Below are 17,931 nucleotides of genomic sequence, written 5' to 3' on the forward strand. Positions count from 1 at the left end.
TGTCGGTAGTTCGGTTTACTGCGGCGTGGCCGCGTTGAAGACCGGCTTCGCGACCGAGACCTGGTTGAGCCCCCAGCGGGACATGATCCCGACGTACGTGCCGTCCTCGAAAAGCTCTTCGAAGACCTTCTGCATGACCGGGCCCAGTTTCGAGGACTTCGGGACGTACAACGCCAGGTCGTCCTTGGACGCCCCCTGCGCTTCGGTCTGGGTGACGTACCTGGTCCCGCCCTGCTTCTGCGTCACGTCGATCGCCGCGGCTTCGGTCATGCCCGCGGCATCGGCGCGGCCCGAGCGGGTGGCCAGCAGCGTGGCGTCGGTGTCGTCGAGGCCGACGGTCTGGGTGGCCTGGTGCCTGCTCTGCGTGCAGAAGCGGGACAGCTTGTCCAGCTGCTCCTCCACGACGCTGGCGGTCACCACCGCGATGCGCTTGCCGCAGAGGTCTTCGACCCGCGAGATCCCCGCCGTCGAGTCGGTGGGGAACACGTAGGCCGTGCGAGTGGTCATCCAGGTGATCGTGTCGAACTGCTTCTCACGCTCGGCGGTGGCCTTGACCGGGCCGTTGAACGCGTCGTACCGGTTGCCCAGCATGCCCTGCAGCGCGGCCGGCAGCCCGGCGACGATCACGGTCTGCGTCCGGACGCCGAGCACCTGCCCGATCGCGGCCTGGAAGTCGGCGTCGATCCCGGTGACCGTCCCGTCCGGCGCGACCGTGCGGTAGGGCGGATGGGAGTCGCCGGCGAACCGGATCACCCCGGCGTCCTTGATCGCCTGCGGCAGCGCGTCGTGCAGGGACTGCACCACCGCGAGGTTCGTCGCGGTCGCCAGGCTCGGGGAACTGCTCCCCACCGTGCACCCGGTGGTGGCCAGCCCGAGGGCGGCGATCGCGAGGACCGTTCTTCGGCTTCTTCGGCTTCGTCGGCGAAGGGGTGATCGCATAGGGCGGCGTCCTCGGCGGTGATCGACTGTCGACTCGCATCCGGGGGCGAGACCCCGGACACAATAGGTTGCTGATGCGGCGGCGATCGTTGCATAATCTGTCGCCTTGTTCAACCCGCCGTCTCTCTGGCAAGGACATCAGCGAGAGCAATCCGGGCTCCGCTCTTCGCTTCGAGCGTGGAATGACTGCTGCTTTGGCAGCGATCGTGCACGGAACTGGACCAGACGAGGCCGTCGACATCGAAATGGCCGCCGGAACTCGTCGGCCTGGTCCTGCTCGACGGCATCGCCGAGCCCCGCGACCCCCTCCGGCACATCGCCACCGCGGAACGGATCGCCGGTGAACTCGACGTCCTCAGTGACGGCCTGGTCGGGTTCTTCGTGGAGATGGCACGCGCCGAGGGATGTTCGTGGGCCGACATCGGCGAGCCTCGCGGCCTCAGCCGCCAGGGTGCCCAACAGCGCTACGCGCCCCTCCTCGCGCGGCTGACCCTCGACGACCTCATCCGCACCGGCGTCCTGCAGCACTTCGACGACGCGGCCCTCGGCTGCCTCCGCCACGCCCAGACGCGCGCCGCGCAGCTCGGCCACGACACACTCGACAGCGGCGACCTCCTCCTCGCGGTCCTCGACGACCCGGCCGGGCTCGCCGGTACCGTCATCCGCGCGCTCGGCGCCGACCCGTCGGCCGTGCGTGCCGCCCTCGACCAGGAACCCGACGACGACCAGCCGACCGGCCGCAGCCGACCGGGGATCAGCCCGGACGCCCGCCGGGCGATCGACGGCGCGATCGCCGAGGCACACGGACAGGGCGTCGCGGTGGCCCACCTGTTCCTCGCGCTCCTGCGCGCGCCCGGCAGCCCCGGCGGCCAGGCCCTCACCGCGCACGGCGTCACCCGCCCAGCCGCGCTCGCCCACATCCTCGGCCTCGCCGGCCGCCCGGCACAGGACCCGGCATGATCGCCCTCCACCAGGTCGTCGACGCGCTCGAAGCCCTGCCGACCACGGCCTTCCTCGTGCTCGACCAGGGCCGCACCGTACTCGACCACGGCACGACGACCACGCCCGGTTTCCTGGCCTCGGCCCGCAAAAGCGTCCTGTCCGTCCTCTATGGACCCGCGGTCGCCGACGGCACCATCCGGCTCGACGCCACCCTCGACGAGCTCGGCATCGACGACATCGGCGGTCTCCTGCCGCAAGAACGCCGCGCCACCGTACGCGACCTGCTGACCTCGAGCTCCGGCGTCTACCACCCGGCGACGGCCGCCGCCGGGCCCGAGGACGACGCGCCGGCCCGGGGCACGCAACCGCCGGGCGCGCTGTTCCTCTACAACAACTGGGACTTCAACACCCTCGGCACGATCTTCGAGCGCTGCACCGGGAGGCCCGTCTTCGCCGCGCTGGCCGAAGACCTGGCGGCACCGCTCGGTTTCGAGGACTTCGACCCGGCTCGCCAACGGCTGCTAGGCCGCCCCGACGTCTCCGAGCACCTCGCGCACCACCTCTTCCTCTCCGCCCGCGACCTCGGCCGGCTCGGCACGATGCTGCTGCAGAACGGCCGGTGGAACGACCGGCAGGTCGTCCCCGCATCCTGGGTGGCCGAGAGCACCTCGGTCCAGGTCGACCGCGGCCCCGGCGTCCAGCTCGACTACGGCTACCTCTGGTGGCTCCCGCGAATCCTGGGCCGCGGCTCGTTCCTGGCGATCGGCAACTTCGGCCAGTACCTGCTCTGCGTCCCGCCCGGGCTGGTCATCGTGCACCAGCGGGCCGTCCCCGACGACACCGTCCTCGCCCGCACCCAGGGCACACCGGCACCGAACCCGATCGACTCCGTCAGCCCCGTGCAGTTCATGAAGCTGGTCCGGGCGGTGCAGGCAGCGCTGCGGTCCTGACCGCCCCCCTTACGACGTCCGCAACTGACGGATCGCGGGCACTGTCCGGCTGTTGTTCGTCTGAACGCATGGCACGCTGAGCAGTGTGAAAAGAGTCGATGAACTGGCCGCCTTGGTGGGGTGGACCGGAACGGCGTCAGCCGAGCTGAGCTGGCAACACGTCGCGGAACACCTGGGACTGCAGTTCCCAGCGGCCTATCGCGAATTGCTCGAAGTGTTCCCGGCCGGCGAACTCGTCGATGGCATCCGCGTGATCTCCCCGGTACAAGTCACTTCACCTCCGCCCGGAACATCGCCCCTCCAGCACGACGCCTTGTACTCGGATTGGGAAGAGGCTCCGAAAACCTTCCACCCAACCAGGTTCATGAGTGCCTAGCCGGCATAAGTCGACGTGGCGTCAACGTCGCGGGAAAGGGCTTTCACGGGCCCAGGACAGAATTCGCAGGATCGCGGACATCCGGTCACCGCCGGAGCCGTGACCGCGCGAAGGTTCCAGGTACGGCACTCAGCCACCGACCACGAGGAGTTCCCGTGAACCTGTCCTTCCGCGCCCTGCCCGCCGTCCTCGCCGCGGTGTTCCTGGCCGGCGTCTCCCAAGTCCCCGCGTCGGCCGCTCAGGCGACCTGCACGCCGTGCAACGGTTACCGCTACCAGGAACCCGGTACGACGGCCGTCTACCTGGTGATCGACGGTGTCCGGCACCACGTCCCCGACGAGGCGACCTACTTCCACCTGTGGCGGACCTGGGACGAAATCCTGCCCGGTGGCGCGAACATCACCCTCGGGGAGCCCCTGCTGTCCAACTCCTACCTCGGCCAGGACGGCTTTGCGCCCTACCGGGTGTACCTCGTCGGCCGCAGCAAGCGCTGGATCCCGGACCAGAAGACCTTCGACCAGTACTCCTTCGACGCGAACAAGATCCAGCGCCCGGCGAACATGCCCGGGCCGGGCCCGGACATCCCCGGACGGTGAACCACCACCCCTTCACCGCCGCACCGCGTAGTCTGGTCATGCGGCAGCGGCGGTGAGGGGGTCTCCGACGTGATCGAGGCACGGCGGGTGCTGGTGGTCGCCTACGACAACGCACAGATCCTGGACGTCGCCAATCCTTGTGCGGCCTTCGAGATCGCGAACCGGCACGGCGCGGGCCCGCCGTACCGGCTCGAACTCGCCACGCCGAAGGGCGATCAGGTGCGCAGCTCGGCCGGGATCGCGCTGTCGGGTGCCCGCCGGCTCGCCTCGCTCACCGGCCGCATCGACACCATGGTGGTCGTGGGCGGCTACGGGACCCGGGCCGCCATGACCGACGAGGGACTGCTGACGCAGCTGCAGCGGCTGGCTCCGCGCAGCAGGCGGATCGCCTCGGTGTGCACCGGCGCGTTCGTGCTCGCCGCGGCGGGGCTGCTCGACGGCCGCCGGGCCACCACGCACTGGAACTGGGGACAGCTGATGGCTTCGGTGTTCCCGGCCGTCACGGTGGACGTCGCGCCGCTCTACGTCCGCGACGGCAACGTCTACACATCCGCGGGCGTCACCAGCGCCCTGGACCTCTCCCTGGCGCTGATCGAGGAGGACCACGGGCCCACCCTGGCCCGCGACGTCGCCCGGGAGATGGTTGCCTACCTGCACCGGCCCGCCGACCAGGCGCAGATCAGCACGTTCCTGGCGCCACCGCCGGGCGACCGCGTCGTGCGCGACCTGACCGCCTACATCACCGCCCACCTCGCCGAGGATCTCAGCCCGCCGGCGCTCGCAGCCCGCGCCGGGATCACCACCCGGCACCTCACCCGGCTGTTCACCGGCCAACTGGGCGCCACCCCGGCTCGTGCCGTGCGGGCGACGCGAGCGGAGGCCGCCGCCCACCTGGTGCGCGGGAGCGAGCTGTCACTCGCGGCAGTGGCGCGGCGCTGCGGATTCCGCTCGGCCGAAACACTTCGCCAGGCGTTCCTCGGCCATTACGGCATGACCGGCGACCAGATTCGCCGGAGCACGGAGCTGCCCGAGGCGCTGGACCGGTAATCACGCCGAACCCCGCGCCGCGAAGGGCACGGCCGGTGCCCGATGCTCCGCGCCGAGTTCCGCTGCAGCCCGGAAGCTTGCCTGAAACCACCGGGGCCGTTGACCTCCGGTGGTCGCCTCACCACCATGCGCCCTTGGTCGAGGCATCGTGGCTGGCGCCGGTCGTGTTGGTGTACGAGTCGTGCTTGGCGCCGGTCAGGTCCACGCCGGTGAGCGTCACATCGCGCAGGTCGGCGCCGGTGAGGTCGGCATCGACCAGTTTCACCCTGGTGAGCTCGTTAGGACTGATCTTCGCGTCGGCCAGTCGCGCGCCGGTCAGGTCCGCGTCGACGAACCCGGCGAGGTATCCGGACAGGTCGGCTCCGTACAGGTTTGCGTTGGTCAGTACGACCTTGCTGAGCCCGATCAGGTTGCCATGGGCCTTCGGCAGGTCGGCATCGTGCATGTCCGATCCGAGGAAGGAGATGCCGCTCAGGTCCGCGCCGGCGGCTCGGATACCCGAGAGGCAGGTGTCACGCAGGTCGATCACGACCCGATCGGCCGAGTCCCTGATTTCACGCCTGGTGACCACGACGAAGGCGGCTTCAACGTCTGCTGGCGCCTTGGGGCACGGTGTCCCGGGATCGAGTCGAGGGCTGGTCGTGTGCATGAACGCGCTCAACACTTCGACGATGGAGCGTTGATCACGCGGTGAGTCGAGTGCGATGCGTTCGAGTGCGAAGATGCCTCCGACACGCACCCACAGGTGGTCCGGTCCAGGTGTGCCGAGCTGGTCGATGGCCTTGGTGTAGCGATCCGCGACCTGGCCTTGTTCGGTGACGTCGATTTGGTCGCGGGTGGCCCGCAGCGACTGCGCGGTGAACACCAGGGCCGCCAGAGCGGTGAACGCAGTGACCAGGGCGGTGACTCGCGTCCAGCGACCTTCGCCGTGTTGCGCCGGCTCGGCAGAGATCCGTTGTCGCCCACGCCGCAGGAGTACCAGGACGGCCACGAGAAGAGCCGCGCTCACGGCCGCGGGCCACCACCGGCCCAGCCAGCTCCAGGTGTCGGACCACGGAGGCAGCACCCCCGTCCGGGCAAGCGCCCAGAACAGCAAGGCCGCTGCTGCGACGGAAAGACCACTGGTCAGCGGACTCCACTTCGCCGCGCTCAACCATCGCCGACCTGGCCGATCGCCATCGGTGTCCGCCATGGTCGATACGTCGCGATTCGACCTCGGAACGCTACGGAGGTTGCATGCTCACGTTGCAGAGCGGGCTCCAGCCTCTGCACCGACGCCGACAGCGGCAGATCCCCCGGCAATGCCGACGCGGACAGGGCATCCGCGCTCACCACGCGAGTGGGTGTGACGTAGGCCACCGGGTGGGTTCGACCAGGCGGGAGGCCGGAAACCTGCGTACCTTGGCAGCGAAATAGCGGCCGCTGTCCGTAGCCGCCGTGACCGACCGCTTAGTAGGCTCGCGGGCGGTAAGCAACCCGCTTCTCAACGACGAGGAGGTCCCCCGTGACCGATTCCCCTTCCCGTGTTGCCGTGGTCACCGGTGCCGGCCGTGGCATCGGGGCCGCTGTCGCCGCCCGGCTGGCCGATGACGGCTTCGCCGTCGGGCTGCTCGACCTCGACGAGGCCGGGGTCAAGCAGGGCGCCGACGCCATCGTCGCCAAGGGTGGCAAGGCCGTCGGCGTGACGCTGGACGTCAGTGACGCCGACCAGGTCGACGCCGCCGTCGCGCGGGTGGCCGAGGAGCTCGGGGCGCCGACCGTGCTGATCAACAACGCCGGCATCACCCGCGACAACCTCATCTTCAAGATGACCGAGCAGGACTGGGACTCCGTGCTCGGCGTCCACCTCAAGGGCTCGTTCCTGATGACCCGCGCGGTGCAGAAGCACATGACCGCCGAGAAGTGGGGCCGGATCGTCAACCTGTCCAGCACCTCGGCGCTCGGCAACCGCGGCCAGGTCAACTACTCCGCGGCCAAGGCCGGCATGCAGGGCTTCACCAAGACCCTCGCGATCGAGCTGGGCAAGTTCAACGTCACGGCGAACGCCATCGCCCCCGGCTTCATCGCCACCGACATGACCGCGGCCACCGCCGAGCGGATCGGCATGTCGTTCGACGACTTCAAGGCGGCCGCCGCGTCGCAGATCCCGGTGCAGCGCGTCGGCACCCCGGACGACATCGCCAACCTGGCGTCGTTCCTGGTGAGCGACGGTGCCGGGTTCATCTCGGGCCAGGTCATCTACGTCGCCGGCGGACCGAAGGACTGACATGCGCGAATTCGAGAACCTCGACGCCTTCGCCGCCGCGGTCGGCGAGCACCTCGGGTACAGCGACTGGCACACGATCACCCAGGACCGGGTGAACAAGTTCGCCGACGCCACCGACGACCACCAGTGGATCCACGTCGACGAGGCGATGGCGGCCGCGGGCCCGTTCGGCACCACCATCGCCCACGGCTTCCTGACGCTCTCGCTGCTCTCGGCGTTCGGGCCGAAGATCTACAAGGTCAACGGCATCACGATGGGCATCAACTACGGCCTCAACAAGGTCCGCTTCCCGCAGCCGGTGAAGGTCGGCTCGAAGGTGCGCGCCGGGGCCGAGCTGGTGGAGATCACCGACATCGAGGGCGGCAAGCAGGCGGTGTCGCGGTGGACGGTCGAGATCGAGGGGGCGGCGAAGCCCGCGTGCGTCGCCGAATGGGTGACGCGCTTCCTCGCGTGACGCGCCCGGCCGAGCACCACTCGGCCGGGGCCGCTGTACCACATACCGACTGGTCGGTACCATCGCTGGAACCTGCTTGAGGAGGTTGCATGAGCACCGACCCACCGGGTCTCGACCTGGGCAAACTGCGCGCCCACCTGGACACGCGGCTCCCCGGGCTGGTCGCCGGGGAGCTGACCGCGGACGTCGTCGAGGGCGGCCGGTCGAACCTCACCTACGTGGTGGGCGACGGCCGGTCGCGCTGGGTGGTGCGCCGCCCGCCGCTCGGGCACGTGCTGCCCACCGCGCACGACATGACCCGCGAGTTCCGGGTGATCTCCGGCCTGCGCGACACCGCCGTGCCGGTGCCGGAGGCGCTGCTCCTCTGTGAAGACCCCGACGTCGTCGGCGCGAACTTCTACGTCATGAGCTTCGTCGAGGGCACCCCCTACCGGACCGCGGACGAGCTGGCCGCCCTCGGCGAGACCCGCACCCGGGCCATCGCCGACGCGCTGGTCGACACGCTCGTCGACCTGCACGCGGTCGACCCGGCCGCGGCCGGGCTGGGCGACTTCGGGCGCCCCGAAGGCTTCCTCGAGCGGCAGCTGCGGCGGTGGAAGAAGCAGCTCGACGCGTCCCTCAGCCGCGACCTGCCGGGCATCGAGGAATTGCACGACAGGCTGGCCGAAGCGGTGCCGACGTCCGGGAAGCCGTCGATCATCCACGGCGACTACCGGCTGGACAACGTCCTCGTGGACGGCGACGACAAGATCTCGGCGGTGCTCGACTGGGAGATGTCGACGCTGGGCGACCCGCTGACCGACCTCGCGCTGCTGGTGGCCTACGCCGAGCGGGACAAGGTGTCGCTGCAGTTCGTGTCGAACGCCAGCTCGGCACCGGGCTACCCGAGTACGGACGAGGTCGTCGCCCGCTACGCCGAACGCTCGGGCCGGGACGTCTCGCAGCTCAACTGGTACGTCAGCTTCGCCTTCTTCAAGCTGGCCGTGATCCTGGAAGGCATCTACTACCGCTACCAAAAGGGCCAGACGGTCGGGGCGGGCTTCGAAGGCGTCGGAGCCGGCGTCCCGCTGCTCATCTCGCACGGCAACGAGATTCTCAACGAGGAGAAGTAATGGACTTCGCGTTCGACGCCAAGACCGAGGAGCTGCGCGCGAAGCTCCTCGAGTTCATGGATTCCCACGTCTACCCGGCCGAGGCCGTGTTCGAGCAGCAACTGGCCGAGCGCGACGACCCGTGGGCGATGCCGCCGGTCGTCGAGGAGCTCAAGGCCGAGGCGCGCAAGCGCGGCCTGTGGAACTTCTTCCTCCCCGGTGACCACGGCGCGGGCCTGACGAACCTGCAGTACGCGCCGCTCGCCGAGATCACCGGCCGCAGCATCCGGCTGGCGCCGACCGCGGTCAACTGCGCGGCGCCCGACACCGGGAACATGGAAGTCCTGGCCATGTTCGGCAACGACGACCAGAAGAAGCAGTGGCTGGAACCGTTGCTGAACGGCGAGATCCGCTCCGCGTTCGCGATGACCGAGCCGGACGTCGCCTCCTCCGACGCCCGCAACATCGAGACGAGCATCCGCCGCGACGGCGACGAGTACGTGATCAACGGCCGCAAGTGGTACATCTCCGGCGCGATGAACCCCGCCTGCAGGATCTTCATCGTGATGGGCAAGACCGACACCGAAGCCGCGCCGCACAAGCAGCAGAGCATGATCCTGGTCCCCCGCGACGCGCCGGGCCTGACGGTCAAGCGCGGCATGCACGTCTTCGGCTACGACGACAGCGACCACGGCGGCCACGCCGAGGTGCTGTTCGAGGACGTCCGCGTGCCGGCCGAGAACCTCATCGCCGGTGAAGGCGACGGGTTCGCCATCGCCCAGGCGCGGCTCGGGCCGGGCCGGATCCACCACTGCATGCGCGCCATCGGGATGGCCGAGCGCGCGCTGGAGCTCATGTGCCGCCGCGCGATCTCGCGCGAGGCGTTCGGCAAGCCGATCGCCCAGCAGGGCGTGGTGCAGGACTGGATCGCCGAGTCCCGCGTGCGCATCGAGCAGCAGCGGCTGCTGGTGCTCAAGACGGCGTGGCTGATGGACACCGTCGGCAACCAGGGCGCGCACACCGAGATCCAGGCGATCAAGATCTCGACGCCGTCCGCGGTCGAGTGGATCCTGGACAAGGCCGTGCAGGTGCACGGCGCCGGGGGCGTCAGCCAGGACTTCCCGCTGGCCGCGATGTGGGCGGGCAACCGCACGCTGCGCCTGGCCGACGGGCCGGACGAGGTCCACAAGCGGTCCCTGGCCCGCCGTGAGCTGAAGAAGTACCTGTCGGAGGGCGCGAAGTGACTGTCACCGCCGAAGAACTGAAGGGCCAGGTCGCCGAGTTCCTGGCCGCGCACGACCCCAAGACCACCGACCGCATGGAGTTCCTGCGGGCCCGGTACGACGCCGGTCTCGCCTGGATCCACTTCCCCGCCGGGCTCGGCGGGCAGGACGCGCCGCGCGCGCTGCAGTCCGTTGTGGACGGTCTCTTCGCCGACGCGGGCGCACCGGACAACAACCCGCGCCGGATCGGCATCGGCCTCGGCATGGCCGCGCCGACGATCCTCGCGTTCGGCACGCCGGAGCAGCGCGAGCGCTTCCTGCGTCCACTGTGGACCGGTGACGAGGTGTGGTGCCAGCTGTTCAGCGAGCCGGGCGCCGGCTCCGACCTGGCCGCGCTGGGCACGCGCGCGGTGCGCGACGGCGACGACTGGATCGTCACCGGCCAGAAGGTGTGGACGTCGGGCGCGCACGAGTCGCAGTGGGCGATCCTGGTCACCCGCACCGACCCGGACGTGCCGAAGCACCAGGGCATGACGTACTTCATGTGCGACATGACCGCGCCGGGCGTCGAGGTCCGGCCGCTGCGGCAGATCACCGGCGAGGCCGAGTTCAACGAGGTGTTCCTGACCGAGGTCCGGATCCCGGACACGCAGCGCCTCGGCGCCGTCGGCGAGGGCTGGAAGGTCGCGCAGACGACGCTGATGAACGAGCGCGTCGCGATCGGCGGGCATGTCCAGCCGCGCGAGGGCGGGCTGGTCGGGATCGTCGCCAAGACCTGGCGTGAACGTCCTGAGCTGCGCACGCCGGAGCTGCGTGACCGCCTCGTGCAGCGCTGGGTAGAGGCGGAGTCGCTGCGGCTGGCCGGCACGCGGCTGCGTCAGCAGCTGACCGCGGGCGCACCCGGCCCGGAGGGCTCGGCCATGAAGGTCGCGTTCTCGGAGCTCAACCAGGCGCTCACCGGCCTGGAGGTCGAGCTGCTCGGCGAAGAGGGCCTGGCCTACGACGACTGGTCGTTCCGGCGACCGGCGATCGTCGACTTCACCGGCCGCGAGGCGGGGTACCGCTACCTGCGCGCCAAGGGGAACTCCATCGAGGGCGGCACCTCGGAGGTCCTGCGCAACATCATCGCCGAGCGCGTGCTGGGGCTCCCGTCGGAGCCGCGCGTCGACAAGGACGTCGCCTGGAAGGACCTCCCCCGATGACCGACCTGCTGTATTCCGACGTCGAGGAGGACCTGCGGGCTTCCGTCCGGGACCTGCTCAAGGACAAGGCCGACGCGGCTTCCCTGCTCGCGCGGATCGAGACGGCCGAGGGCTACGACCTGAAGCTGTGGCGCACCCTGGCCGCCGACCTCGGCGTCGCCGGGCTGGCGGTGCCGGAGGAGCGCGGCGGGCACGGCGCGTCGGCCCGGGAGGTCGCCGTCGTGGCCGAGGAGCTGGGCCGCAGCGTCGCGCCGGTGCCGTTCCTCGGCAGTGTGGTGCTGGCGACGACGGCGTTGCTGAACACCGACGACCGCGAGTACGTGGGCCGGCTGGCCGCGGGTTCGTCGATCGGGGCGCTGGCGGTTCCGCTGTCGACGACGCCGGGAGCGGGTTTCCCGTCGTCGGTGACCGCTTCCGGTGGGACGTTGACCGGGCGCGTGGGCACCGTCGCCGACGCGTCGGTGGCCGACCTGCTGGTCGTCCCGGCCGCCGGACCGGACGGGCCCGCGCTGTACGTCGTCGAGGCGTCGGCGGCGACGGTCACGGAACTGGTCTCCTTCGACCTGACGCGGCGCGTGGCCGACGTCGTGCTGGACGGCGCGGCGGCGGTGCTGGTGGCCTCGGGTGAGCAGGCCGCGGCCGCGCTGGAGCAGGCGCTGCTCACCGGGGCGGGAATCCTGGCCTCGGAGCAGACCGGGATCGCCGAGTGGGCGCTCACCGAGACCGTGCGCTACCTCAAGGGCCGGTACCAGTTCGGCCGGCCGGTCGGCGGGTTCCAGTCGCTCAAGCACCGGCTGGCGAACCTCTACACCGACCTCGTGCTGGCCCGCGCGACCGCGCGCAACGCGGCCGACGCGCTGGCGTCCGGCCTCGACGTGCCGATCGCGGTGTCGGTCGCCCAGGCCCGCAACGCGCCGATCGCGGTCAAGGCCACCGAGGAGGCCATCCAGCTGCACGGCGGCATCGGGATGACCTGGGAACACCCGGCGCACCTCTACCTGAAGCGCGCCAAGGCGGACGAGCTCGCCCTCGGCACCCCGGGACGGCACCGCGCCCGCCTGGCCGACCTGGTCGACCTGCCCGCCTGAGCACGCCCTTGGTCCGTGAAGGCCACCTTGAGGGACTCAGAGTCCCTCAAGGTGGCCTTCACGGACCTGCGGATTTCGTGAATAGGATTCATAATCCTTTCGTGTTTTCGCTCAGATGAGCGAAGATTTTGTGAGCCAGGCCACTACACGGGTAAAAGGGTGGCAAATGTGCCCTTCTTCCCATGGTTGTAACCCCTTTCACGTTCTAGCCTGGGCGCCATGGAATTCGCCGTCGCGCCGACGGAAGCCGGGATGCCCGGCACGCTGGAGGAAGTGACCGTCGCCGTCGGCGGCCACCACCACAGTGCGCTCGCGGCCGGGCCCGTGACCGGCGAATTCGTCCTGTTGCTGCACGGCTGGCCCGAGTTCGCCGACGCCTGGACCGAGCAGCTGCACGCCCTCGGCGAGGCCGGTTACCGCGCGCTGGCCGTCGACCAGCGCGGCTACGCCCGGGGGGCGCGCCCCGAGCGGGTCGAGGACTACGCCATCGACCTGCTGGTCGAGGACGCGCTCGCCTTCGCCGACAGCCAGGGCGCCGACCGGTTCCACCTGGTCGCGCGCGACTGGGGCAGCATGGTCGCCTGGACCCTGGCCACGACGCACCCGCACCGGCTGCGCTCGCTGACCGTGCTCGGCACGCCCCACCCGGCGGCGCTGCAGCAGGCCATCGCGATCGACGACGGGCAGGCCCACGACCTCGGTTACGTCCGTTTCTTCCGCCACGACGCCGGAAAAGCGGAGAAATTCCTGCTACGCGACGAGGCCGCACAACTACGCGCGGTTTACGACCGCCGAATACCGGTCGAAATCCTCGAACGCACCGTGGCACGCCTTTCGGAGCCGGGCGCGCTGACCGCCACGTTGAATTGGTACCGCGGCGCGACGAACGACGTTTACGACATCCCGGCCGGCCGCATTACGGTGCCGACGCTGTACCTCTGGGGCCGCGAGGACCCGTACCTCGGGCAGAGCGCCGCCGAGCTGACCGTCCACCACATCGACGCGGAGTACCGCTTCCAGATCATCGAGGGCGCGAGCCAGTGGATGGCGATGGAGACCCCGGACGAGGTCATCGCCCTGCTGCTGGACCACGTCCGCCGCCACTAGCCGGTCCGCGGACCAGCTCCGGAGCACGAGCGCGCGGGCAACCGACCTTCGCGGTGCGTTCGGCGCGATGAACACCTGGTCCGAGGTGGTTCCGGTGGTGAGGTCACCCCGCCCGCCCTCCCTCGGGTGACAGCGGGCACCCTCGATCCAGCCCACGCCGACGAGCCACGGGTGTGCCGGCGTGCCGACCTTCGTGGTGAGGCGCGCCGTGCGCTCGGCGGCGCGGTGGCCGTTGCCGCGCGCTCGGCTTCCACCGGATCGCCGGCGATAGGCCCCGGTCGGCAGCCAGGCGAGCTAGGCGGGCGGGCGCAGGGCGTCCAGCAGCAGGTCCGCGTAGTGGTCGCCGATCTGGCGGGCCGAGAGCGAGCCGCTGCGGTGGTACCAGGAGCCCAGGTGGTGCACCGAGCCGAAGTAGAAGTCGACGACGACGTCGGCCGGTTTGTCCATGCGGAACTCCCCCGATGCCTGGCCCTCCTCGACCAGGCCGCGGAAGCGCTCGTGGTACTTGCGGCGCTCGGCGCGGACCGCCTTCTGCTTGTCCGGGGACAGCTGGTGCATCGACTGCAGGAAGATCGTGTTGTCGTCCAGGTTGTCGATGCTGGAGACGACGACGTCCGACGCGGCCGCGGCCAGGCGTTCGCGCAGCGGCGCGCCCGAGGAGGCGACGCTCTCCAGCTGCCGGGTCTGCTCGCGCAGCACGCGGGCGTAGATCTCGTAGAGCAGGTCGTCCTTCGAGCCGAAGTAGTGGTACATCGCGCCCTTGGTGACGCCCGCGGCCTCGACGATCTCCTGGACGGACGTGCGGTCGAAGCCCTTCTTGGCGAAGAGCTTCGTGGCCTGCTCCAGCAGGCGCCGCGGCACGGCGGCCTGCTCGTCGCCGGCCGCCTCGCCCGGCTTGCGGGTGCTTGCGCGCGTCATGGCAAGGTCCCCCATCGTCGAGTTCGGACGCACAGGATATCGCTCACCCGAGGAACCGCCTCGGCACGTCGACCAGCATGGTCGTGATGTCCGTTTCGCTGACGCCCCGCTCGCGCAGGGCGGGCAGCACGTCCCGGGTGATGTGCAGGTAGTGCCAGTTCGGCGTGAGCACCGGCAGCTGGTCCGCGGGCAGCCAGTCGATGTAGCAGGACGCGTCGTGCGAGAGCACCATGCTGCCCGCGTAGCCGCGTTCGCACAGCGCCGCGACCGTGTTCACGCGCTCCTCGAACGGCAGCAGCAGGTCGAGCCCGAAGCGGTCCATGCCGAGGATCGAGCCGCGGTCGGCCAGCTCGGTGAGGTACCCGAGGTCGGTGGAGTCGCCGGAGTGCCCGATCAGCACGCGGCTCAGGTCGACGCCCTCCTCCGCGAAGATCGCCTGCTGCTCCAGCCCGCGCCGGCTGACGGCGTGGGTGTGCGTCATGATCGGCGTCCCGGTCGCGAGGTGCGCCTTCGCCACCGCGCGCAGCACGCGTTCGACCCCGGGGGTCACGCCCGGCTCGTCGGTGGCGCACTTGAGCAGCCCGGCCTTGACGCCGGTGCCGGCGATGCCGTCGCGGATGTCCCCGACGAACATCCCGACCAGCGGGTCCTCGCCCTGCAGCAGCGTGCCGGGGCCGCGGAAGTGCAGGTAGTGCGGCACGTCGTTGTAGGTGTAGAGCCCGGTGGCGACGACGACGTTGACGTCGACCTCGGCGGCGACGCGCTGCACCCGCGGGATGTAGCGGCCCAGCCCGATCACCGTCGGGTCGACGATCGTGTCGATCCCGGCGTCCTTCAGCTCCTTGAGCCGCCGGATCGCCTCGGGGACGTGCTCCTCCTCCCGGAACCCTTCGTGCTCCGGATAGTTCTCGGCGAACTCGGGGCTCAGCACGAAGAGGTGCTCGTGCATCAGCACCCGGCCCAGCGCTTCCGGCGCGATCGCGCCGCGGACCGTCTCGACCATCAGCCCCTCGCCCGCAGCTCGCGGCGCAGGATCTTGCCGCTGGTGGTCTTCGGCAGCTCGTCGAGCACCTCGATGGTGCGCGGGTACTTGTAGGCGGCCAGCCGTTCCTTGCACCAGGCCACCAGCTCCGCCGGATCGGCGGTCACGCCGGGCGCCGGGCTGACGTACGCCTTGACCGTCTCGCCGCGGTAGTCGTCGGCGATGCCGACCACGGCGGCCTCGCGGACCGCCGGGTGCGTGTAGAGGACGTCTTCGACCTCGCGCGGCCAGACCTTGAAGCCGGAGGCGTTGATCATGTCCTTCTTGCGGTCGACGACGTAGACCCAGCCGCGGTCGTCCATGAACCCGATGTCGCCGGTGAGCAGCCGCCCGCCGGGAATCGACTCGGCCGTCGCGTCCGGGCGGTTCCAGTAGCCGGACACGACCATCGGGCCTTCGACGGCGATCTCGCCCGCCTGGCCGAAGGGCAGCTCCTCGCCGTTCTCGCCGAGGATGCGGACGATCGTGTCGGGCACCGGCAGGCCGATCGAGATGGTGCCGGACTCCGGGTCGATCGGCGCTTCGAGGTCACCGGGGACGACCACGCAGCCGGCCGTGGTCTCGGTGAGGCCGTAGCCGTTGTGGATGTAGTGCCCGGTCTTCGCGCGGAAGGCCTCGACGACGGCGGGCGGCAGCGCGGCCCCGCCGGAGTAGAGCAGCGCGAACGACGCGAAGTGCTCGCGGCTGAAGGACGGGTGGGCCATCAGCGCCATGTAGGCCGTCGACGGCCCGACCGTGTACGACGGCTCGTGTTCGAGGAAGGCGTCGAGCACGACACCGGCCTCGAAGCGGTAGGCCAGCGCGAGCGTGCCCCCGATGTCGATCGCGGAGCCGACTTCGCAGACCATGCCGGTGATGTGGAACAGCGGCGCGAGCCCGAACAGCGTCGAGCCGGCGGGGAGACCGCTGAACGAGCCGAGCCCGGCGGCGTTGGTGCCGACGTTGCCGTGGGTGTTGGTGGCGCCCTTCGGGGTCCCGCTGGTGCCGGAGGTGTAACTGATGAGGGCGACGTCGTCGAGCGCGAACGCGGGCTCCGGCGGCTTCGGCCCGGGCGTCTCGGCGGCTTCGAGGAGTTCGGTGGCGCCCGGGGTGTCTTCCCGCGTGACCTTGCCGAGGACGCGCTCGTCGTTGCGGGTCTGGAACTCGAGTTCGCTGGTGGTGAGGGCGATGGGCAGTTCTTTGGCGGTCTCGCCGATGTAGGCGTTCCAGCCGCGCTGCGAGCAGACGATCGCCTTGACACCGGCGTCGGTGAGCACGTGGGTCAGCTCGCGCTCGCGGTACATCGGGTTGACCGGCACGACGATCCCGCCGGCCTTCCACGCGCCCAGCAGCGCGATGACGAACTGCGGGATGTTCTGCAGCACCAGGGCGAGCCGGTCGCCGCGCTCGAAGCCGTTCTGCGTGAGGTAACGGGCGACGCCGTCGGAGAGCTCGTCGAGCCGCCGGTAGGTGAGCCGGCCGTCGAAGTAGGCGATGGCGTCCCGGTCGGGCGCGTCGCCGACGGCCCGGCGGAACGTCTCGGGCAGCGTCGTCGCCTCGACCGGTGCCACGGGCCGTTCGCCGTAGCTCGCCAGCCACGGTTTCTCGTCGTACCAGCTCATCCAGTGACCTCCCTTGGACACCGACCGGTCGGTATGGCGACGCTAGGAGGCGGTGCCGGTCCCCGTCAAGACCCGGCTCGGCGCCGACGATTCCGGAATACGCAGAACTGCTGCGTCACCGAAGAACACGGACCACGGTTCGGCGTGGTTCAGATTTTCTTTTCCCCTCACTCCGCACTGGACAATCCCCTGGTCCAGAGGCCAAGATAGCGCCTGGCCGCGCATATGTTCACGCTAACGAATACGGAACATGGGAGCCATTCATGCCTGACAACGGTGGACGACACCGCATTTCCCGGCGCACGAAACTCGCGACGGCCGCACTGGGCCTCGCGCTCGCCGCCGGCGCCCTGGTGATCGCGACGACGGCCGGCCAGACCGGCCAGGCCAGCGCGGCGACCGCCCAGCAGATCAGCTGCCCCGACGTCGCCGGGCAGCTGCCCGCGATCCCCGCCCGGGCCCAGGCCGAGGTCCAGCGCAACCTCGCCCTGCTCGACACGCAGATCGCCGAGGCGAACAACCGGCTCGTCACCAGCGCCGGCCAGGGCGGCGCCAACTTCGTCCAGAACGCCATCCTCGGCCCGCTGAAGGACAAGCGGGCCAGCACGATCGACCGCATCGCGATCGCCATCGGCCGCGTCGCCGAGAAGCCCCAGGGCCTCGACGGGCTCGCGGCCTGCACCCTCGGCGGCCAGCCCGCCGCCACGACGACCGCGGCCGCACCGGCCTCCACGGAACCGAGCGCCGCGGAACCGGCGTCGGGCCGGATCACCTGCCCGGACGTCGAGAGTCGGCTCCCGGCGATCCCCGCCCAGGCCCAGGCCGAGGTCCAGCGCAACCTCGCCCTGCTGGACACCCAGATCGCCGAAGCCGACAACCGCCTGGTGACCAGCGCGGGCGAGGGTGGCGCGAACTTCGTCCAGAACGCCATCCTCGGGCCGCTGGAGGACAAGCGGATCGCCACGATCAACCGGATCGCGACGGCGATCGGCCGCAACGCCGACAAGCCCCAGGGCCTCGACGCGCTCGCACCCTGCAGCCTCTGACGCACCTCGTGAGTGGGAAACAGTGTTCTAACACTGTTTCCCA

Annotated in this window: 18 protein-coding genes; 13 read left to right on the forward strand and 5 right to left on the reverse strand. The window is 70.3% G+C overall.

Features of this window, described 5'->3' with window-relative positions; all coding sequences use genetic code 11:
- Nucleotides 1-15: 15 nt before the first annotated feature.
- Nucleotides 16-849, reverse strand: a complete 834-nt coding sequence (locus VA596_RS22840) for a transporter substrate-binding domain-containing protein (RefSeq protein ID WP_323329877.1) — start codon at nt 847-849, stop codon at nt 16-18.
- A gap of 477 nt (nt 850-1,326) precedes the next feature.
- Here VA596_RS22840 and VA596_RS22845 point away from each other — a divergent pair, with 477 nt between their 5' ends.
- The 5 genes from VA596_RS22845 (at nt 1,327) to VA596_RS22865 (ending at nt 4,850) form a co-directional block, all read left to right on the forward strand.
- Nucleotides 1,327-1,899, forward strand: coding sequence for a Clp protease N-terminal domain-containing protein (locus VA596_RS22845; protein WP_323329878.1), 573 nt, complete (start codon nt 1,327-1,329; stop codon nt 1,897-1,899).
- Nucleotides 1,896-2,831, forward strand: a complete 936-nt coding sequence (locus tag VA596_RS22850; RefSeq protein ID WP_323329879.1) for a serine hydrolase domain-containing protein — start codon at nt 1,896-1,898, stop codon at nt 2,829-2,831. Before VA596_RS22845 ends, VA596_RS22850 begins: the two co-directional genes overlap by 4 nt.
- Nucleotides 2,832-2,916: 85 nt before the next feature.
- Nucleotides 2,917-3,207, forward strand: coding sequence for a hypothetical protein (locus VA596_RS22855; RefSeq protein WP_323329880.1), 291 nt, complete (start codon nt 2,917-2,919; stop codon nt 3,205-3,207).
- A gap of 155 nt (nt 3,208-3,362) precedes the next feature.
- Nucleotides 3,363-3,803: a hypothetical protein gene (locus VA596_RS22860; protein WP_323329881.1), complete on the forward strand. Its 441-nt coding sequence runs from the start codon at nt 3,363-3,365 to the stop codon at nt 3,801-3,803.
- 69 nt (nt 3,804-3,872) lie between these two features.
- Nucleotides 3,873-4,850, forward strand: a complete 978-nt coding sequence (locus VA596_RS22865) for a GlxA family transcriptional regulator (RefSeq protein WP_410171916.1) — start codon at nt 3,873-3,875, stop codon at nt 4,848-4,850.
- A 118-nt stretch (nt 4,851-4,968) separates the two neighbouring features.
- On the opposite strand, the gene VA596_RS22870 is transcribed toward VA596_RS22865, so the two are convergent.
- The gene (locus VA596_RS22870) at nt 4,969-6,042 is read right to left on the reverse strand and encodes a pentapeptide repeat-containing protein (RefSeq protein WP_323329882.1); all 1,074 of its coding nucleotides are present in this window, start codon (nt 6,040-6,042) and stop codon (nt 4,969-4,971) included.
- Nucleotides 6,043-6,354: 312 nt separating this feature from the next.
- On the opposite strand from VA596_RS22870, the gene fabG reads away from it, so the two are divergent.
- The 7 genes from fabG (at nt 6,355) to VA596_RS22905 (ending at nt 13,281) form a co-directional block, all read left to right on the forward strand.
- On the forward strand, nt 6,355-7,116 hold the full coding sequence (gene fabG / locus VA596_RS22875; protein ID WP_323329883.1) for a 3-oxoacyl-ACP reductase FabG: 762 nt from the start codon (nt 6,355-6,357) through the stop codon (nt 7,114-7,116).
- A 1-nt stretch (nt 7,117) separates the two neighbouring features.
- The gene (locus VA596_RS22880) at nt 7,118-7,570 is read left to right on the forward strand and encodes a MaoC family dehydratase (protein WP_323329884.1); all 453 of its coding nucleotides are present in this window, start codon (nt 7,118-7,120) and stop codon (nt 7,568-7,570) included.
- A gap of 89 nt (nt 7,571-7,659) precedes the next feature.
- Nucleotides 7,660-8,682, forward strand: coding sequence for a phosphotransferase family protein (locus VA596_RS22885; RefSeq protein WP_323329885.1), 1,023 nt, complete (start codon nt 7,660-7,662; stop codon nt 8,680-8,682).
- Nucleotides 8,682-9,905 (forward strand): acyl-CoA dehydrogenase family protein, encoded by a 1,224-nt coding sequence (locus VA596_RS22890; RefSeq protein ID WP_323329886.1) that lies wholly within the window; start codon nt 8,682-8,684, stop codon nt 9,903-9,905. Before VA596_RS22885 ends, VA596_RS22890 begins: the two co-directional genes overlap by 1 nt.
- Nucleotides 9,902-11,086 carry an acyl-CoA dehydrogenase family protein gene (locus VA596_RS22895; protein ID WP_323329887.1) on the forward strand — a complete coding sequence of 395 codons (1,185 nt, stop codon included), beginning with the start codon at nt 9,902-9,904 and terminating at the stop codon, nt 11,084-11,086. Before VA596_RS22890 ends, VA596_RS22895 begins: the two co-directional genes overlap by 4 nt.
- Nucleotides 11,083-12,174: an acyl-CoA dehydrogenase family protein gene (locus VA596_RS22900; RefSeq protein ID WP_323329888.1), complete on the forward strand. Its 1,092-nt coding sequence runs from the start codon at nt 11,083-11,085 to the stop codon at nt 12,172-12,174. The genes VA596_RS22895 and VA596_RS22900 overlap by 4 nt, the downstream gene beginning before the upstream one ends.
- 219 nt (nt 12,175-12,393) lie before the next feature.
- Complete coding sequence (locus VA596_RS22905) at nt 12,394-13,281, forward strand: alpha/beta fold hydrolase (protein ID WP_323329889.1); 888 nt, start codon at nt 12,394-12,396, stop codon at nt 13,279-13,281.
- Between the two features lie 294 nt (nt 13,282-13,575).
- Here VA596_RS22905 and VA596_RS22910 read toward each other — a convergent pair whose 3' ends face one another.
- The 3 genes from VA596_RS22910 to VA596_RS22920 are packed head-to-tail and all read right to left on the reverse strand — an operon-like array spanning nt 13,576 to nt 16,842.
- On the reverse strand, nt 13,576-14,199 hold the full coding sequence (locus VA596_RS22910; RefSeq protein WP_323329890.1) for a TetR/AcrR family transcriptional regulator: 624 nt from the start codon (nt 14,197-14,199) through the stop codon (nt 13,576-13,578).
- A 43-nt stretch (nt 14,200-14,242) separates the two neighbouring features.
- On the reverse strand, nt 14,243-15,202 hold the full coding sequence (locus VA596_RS22915; protein WP_323329891.1) for a phosphotriesterase family protein: 960 nt from the start codon (nt 15,200-15,202) through the stop codon (nt 14,243-14,245).
- Nucleotides 15,202-16,842 carry an AMP-binding protein gene (locus VA596_RS22920; RefSeq protein ID WP_323329892.1) on the reverse strand — a complete coding sequence of 547 codons (1,641 nt, stop codon included), beginning with the start codon at nt 16,840-16,842 and terminating at the stop codon, nt 15,202-15,204. Before VA596_RS22920 ends, VA596_RS22915 begins: the two co-directional genes overlap by 1 nt.
- 263 nt (nt 16,843-17,105) lie before the next feature.
- On the opposite strand from VA596_RS22920, the gene VA596_RS22925 reads away from it, so the two are divergent.
- Nucleotides 17,106-17,888 carry a hypothetical protein gene (locus VA596_RS22925; RefSeq protein ID WP_323329893.1) on the forward strand — a complete coding sequence of 261 codons (783 nt, stop codon included), beginning with the start codon at nt 17,106-17,108 and terminating at the stop codon, nt 17,886-17,888.
- Nucleotides 17,889-17,931: the final 43 nt, after the last annotated feature.

The organism is Amycolatopsis heterodermiae (genome assembly GCF_034929455.1).
GTDB classification, from domain to species: domain Bacteria; phylum Actinomycetota; class Actinomycetes; order Mycobacteriales; family Pseudonocardiaceae; genus Amycolatopsis; species Amycolatopsis heterodermiae.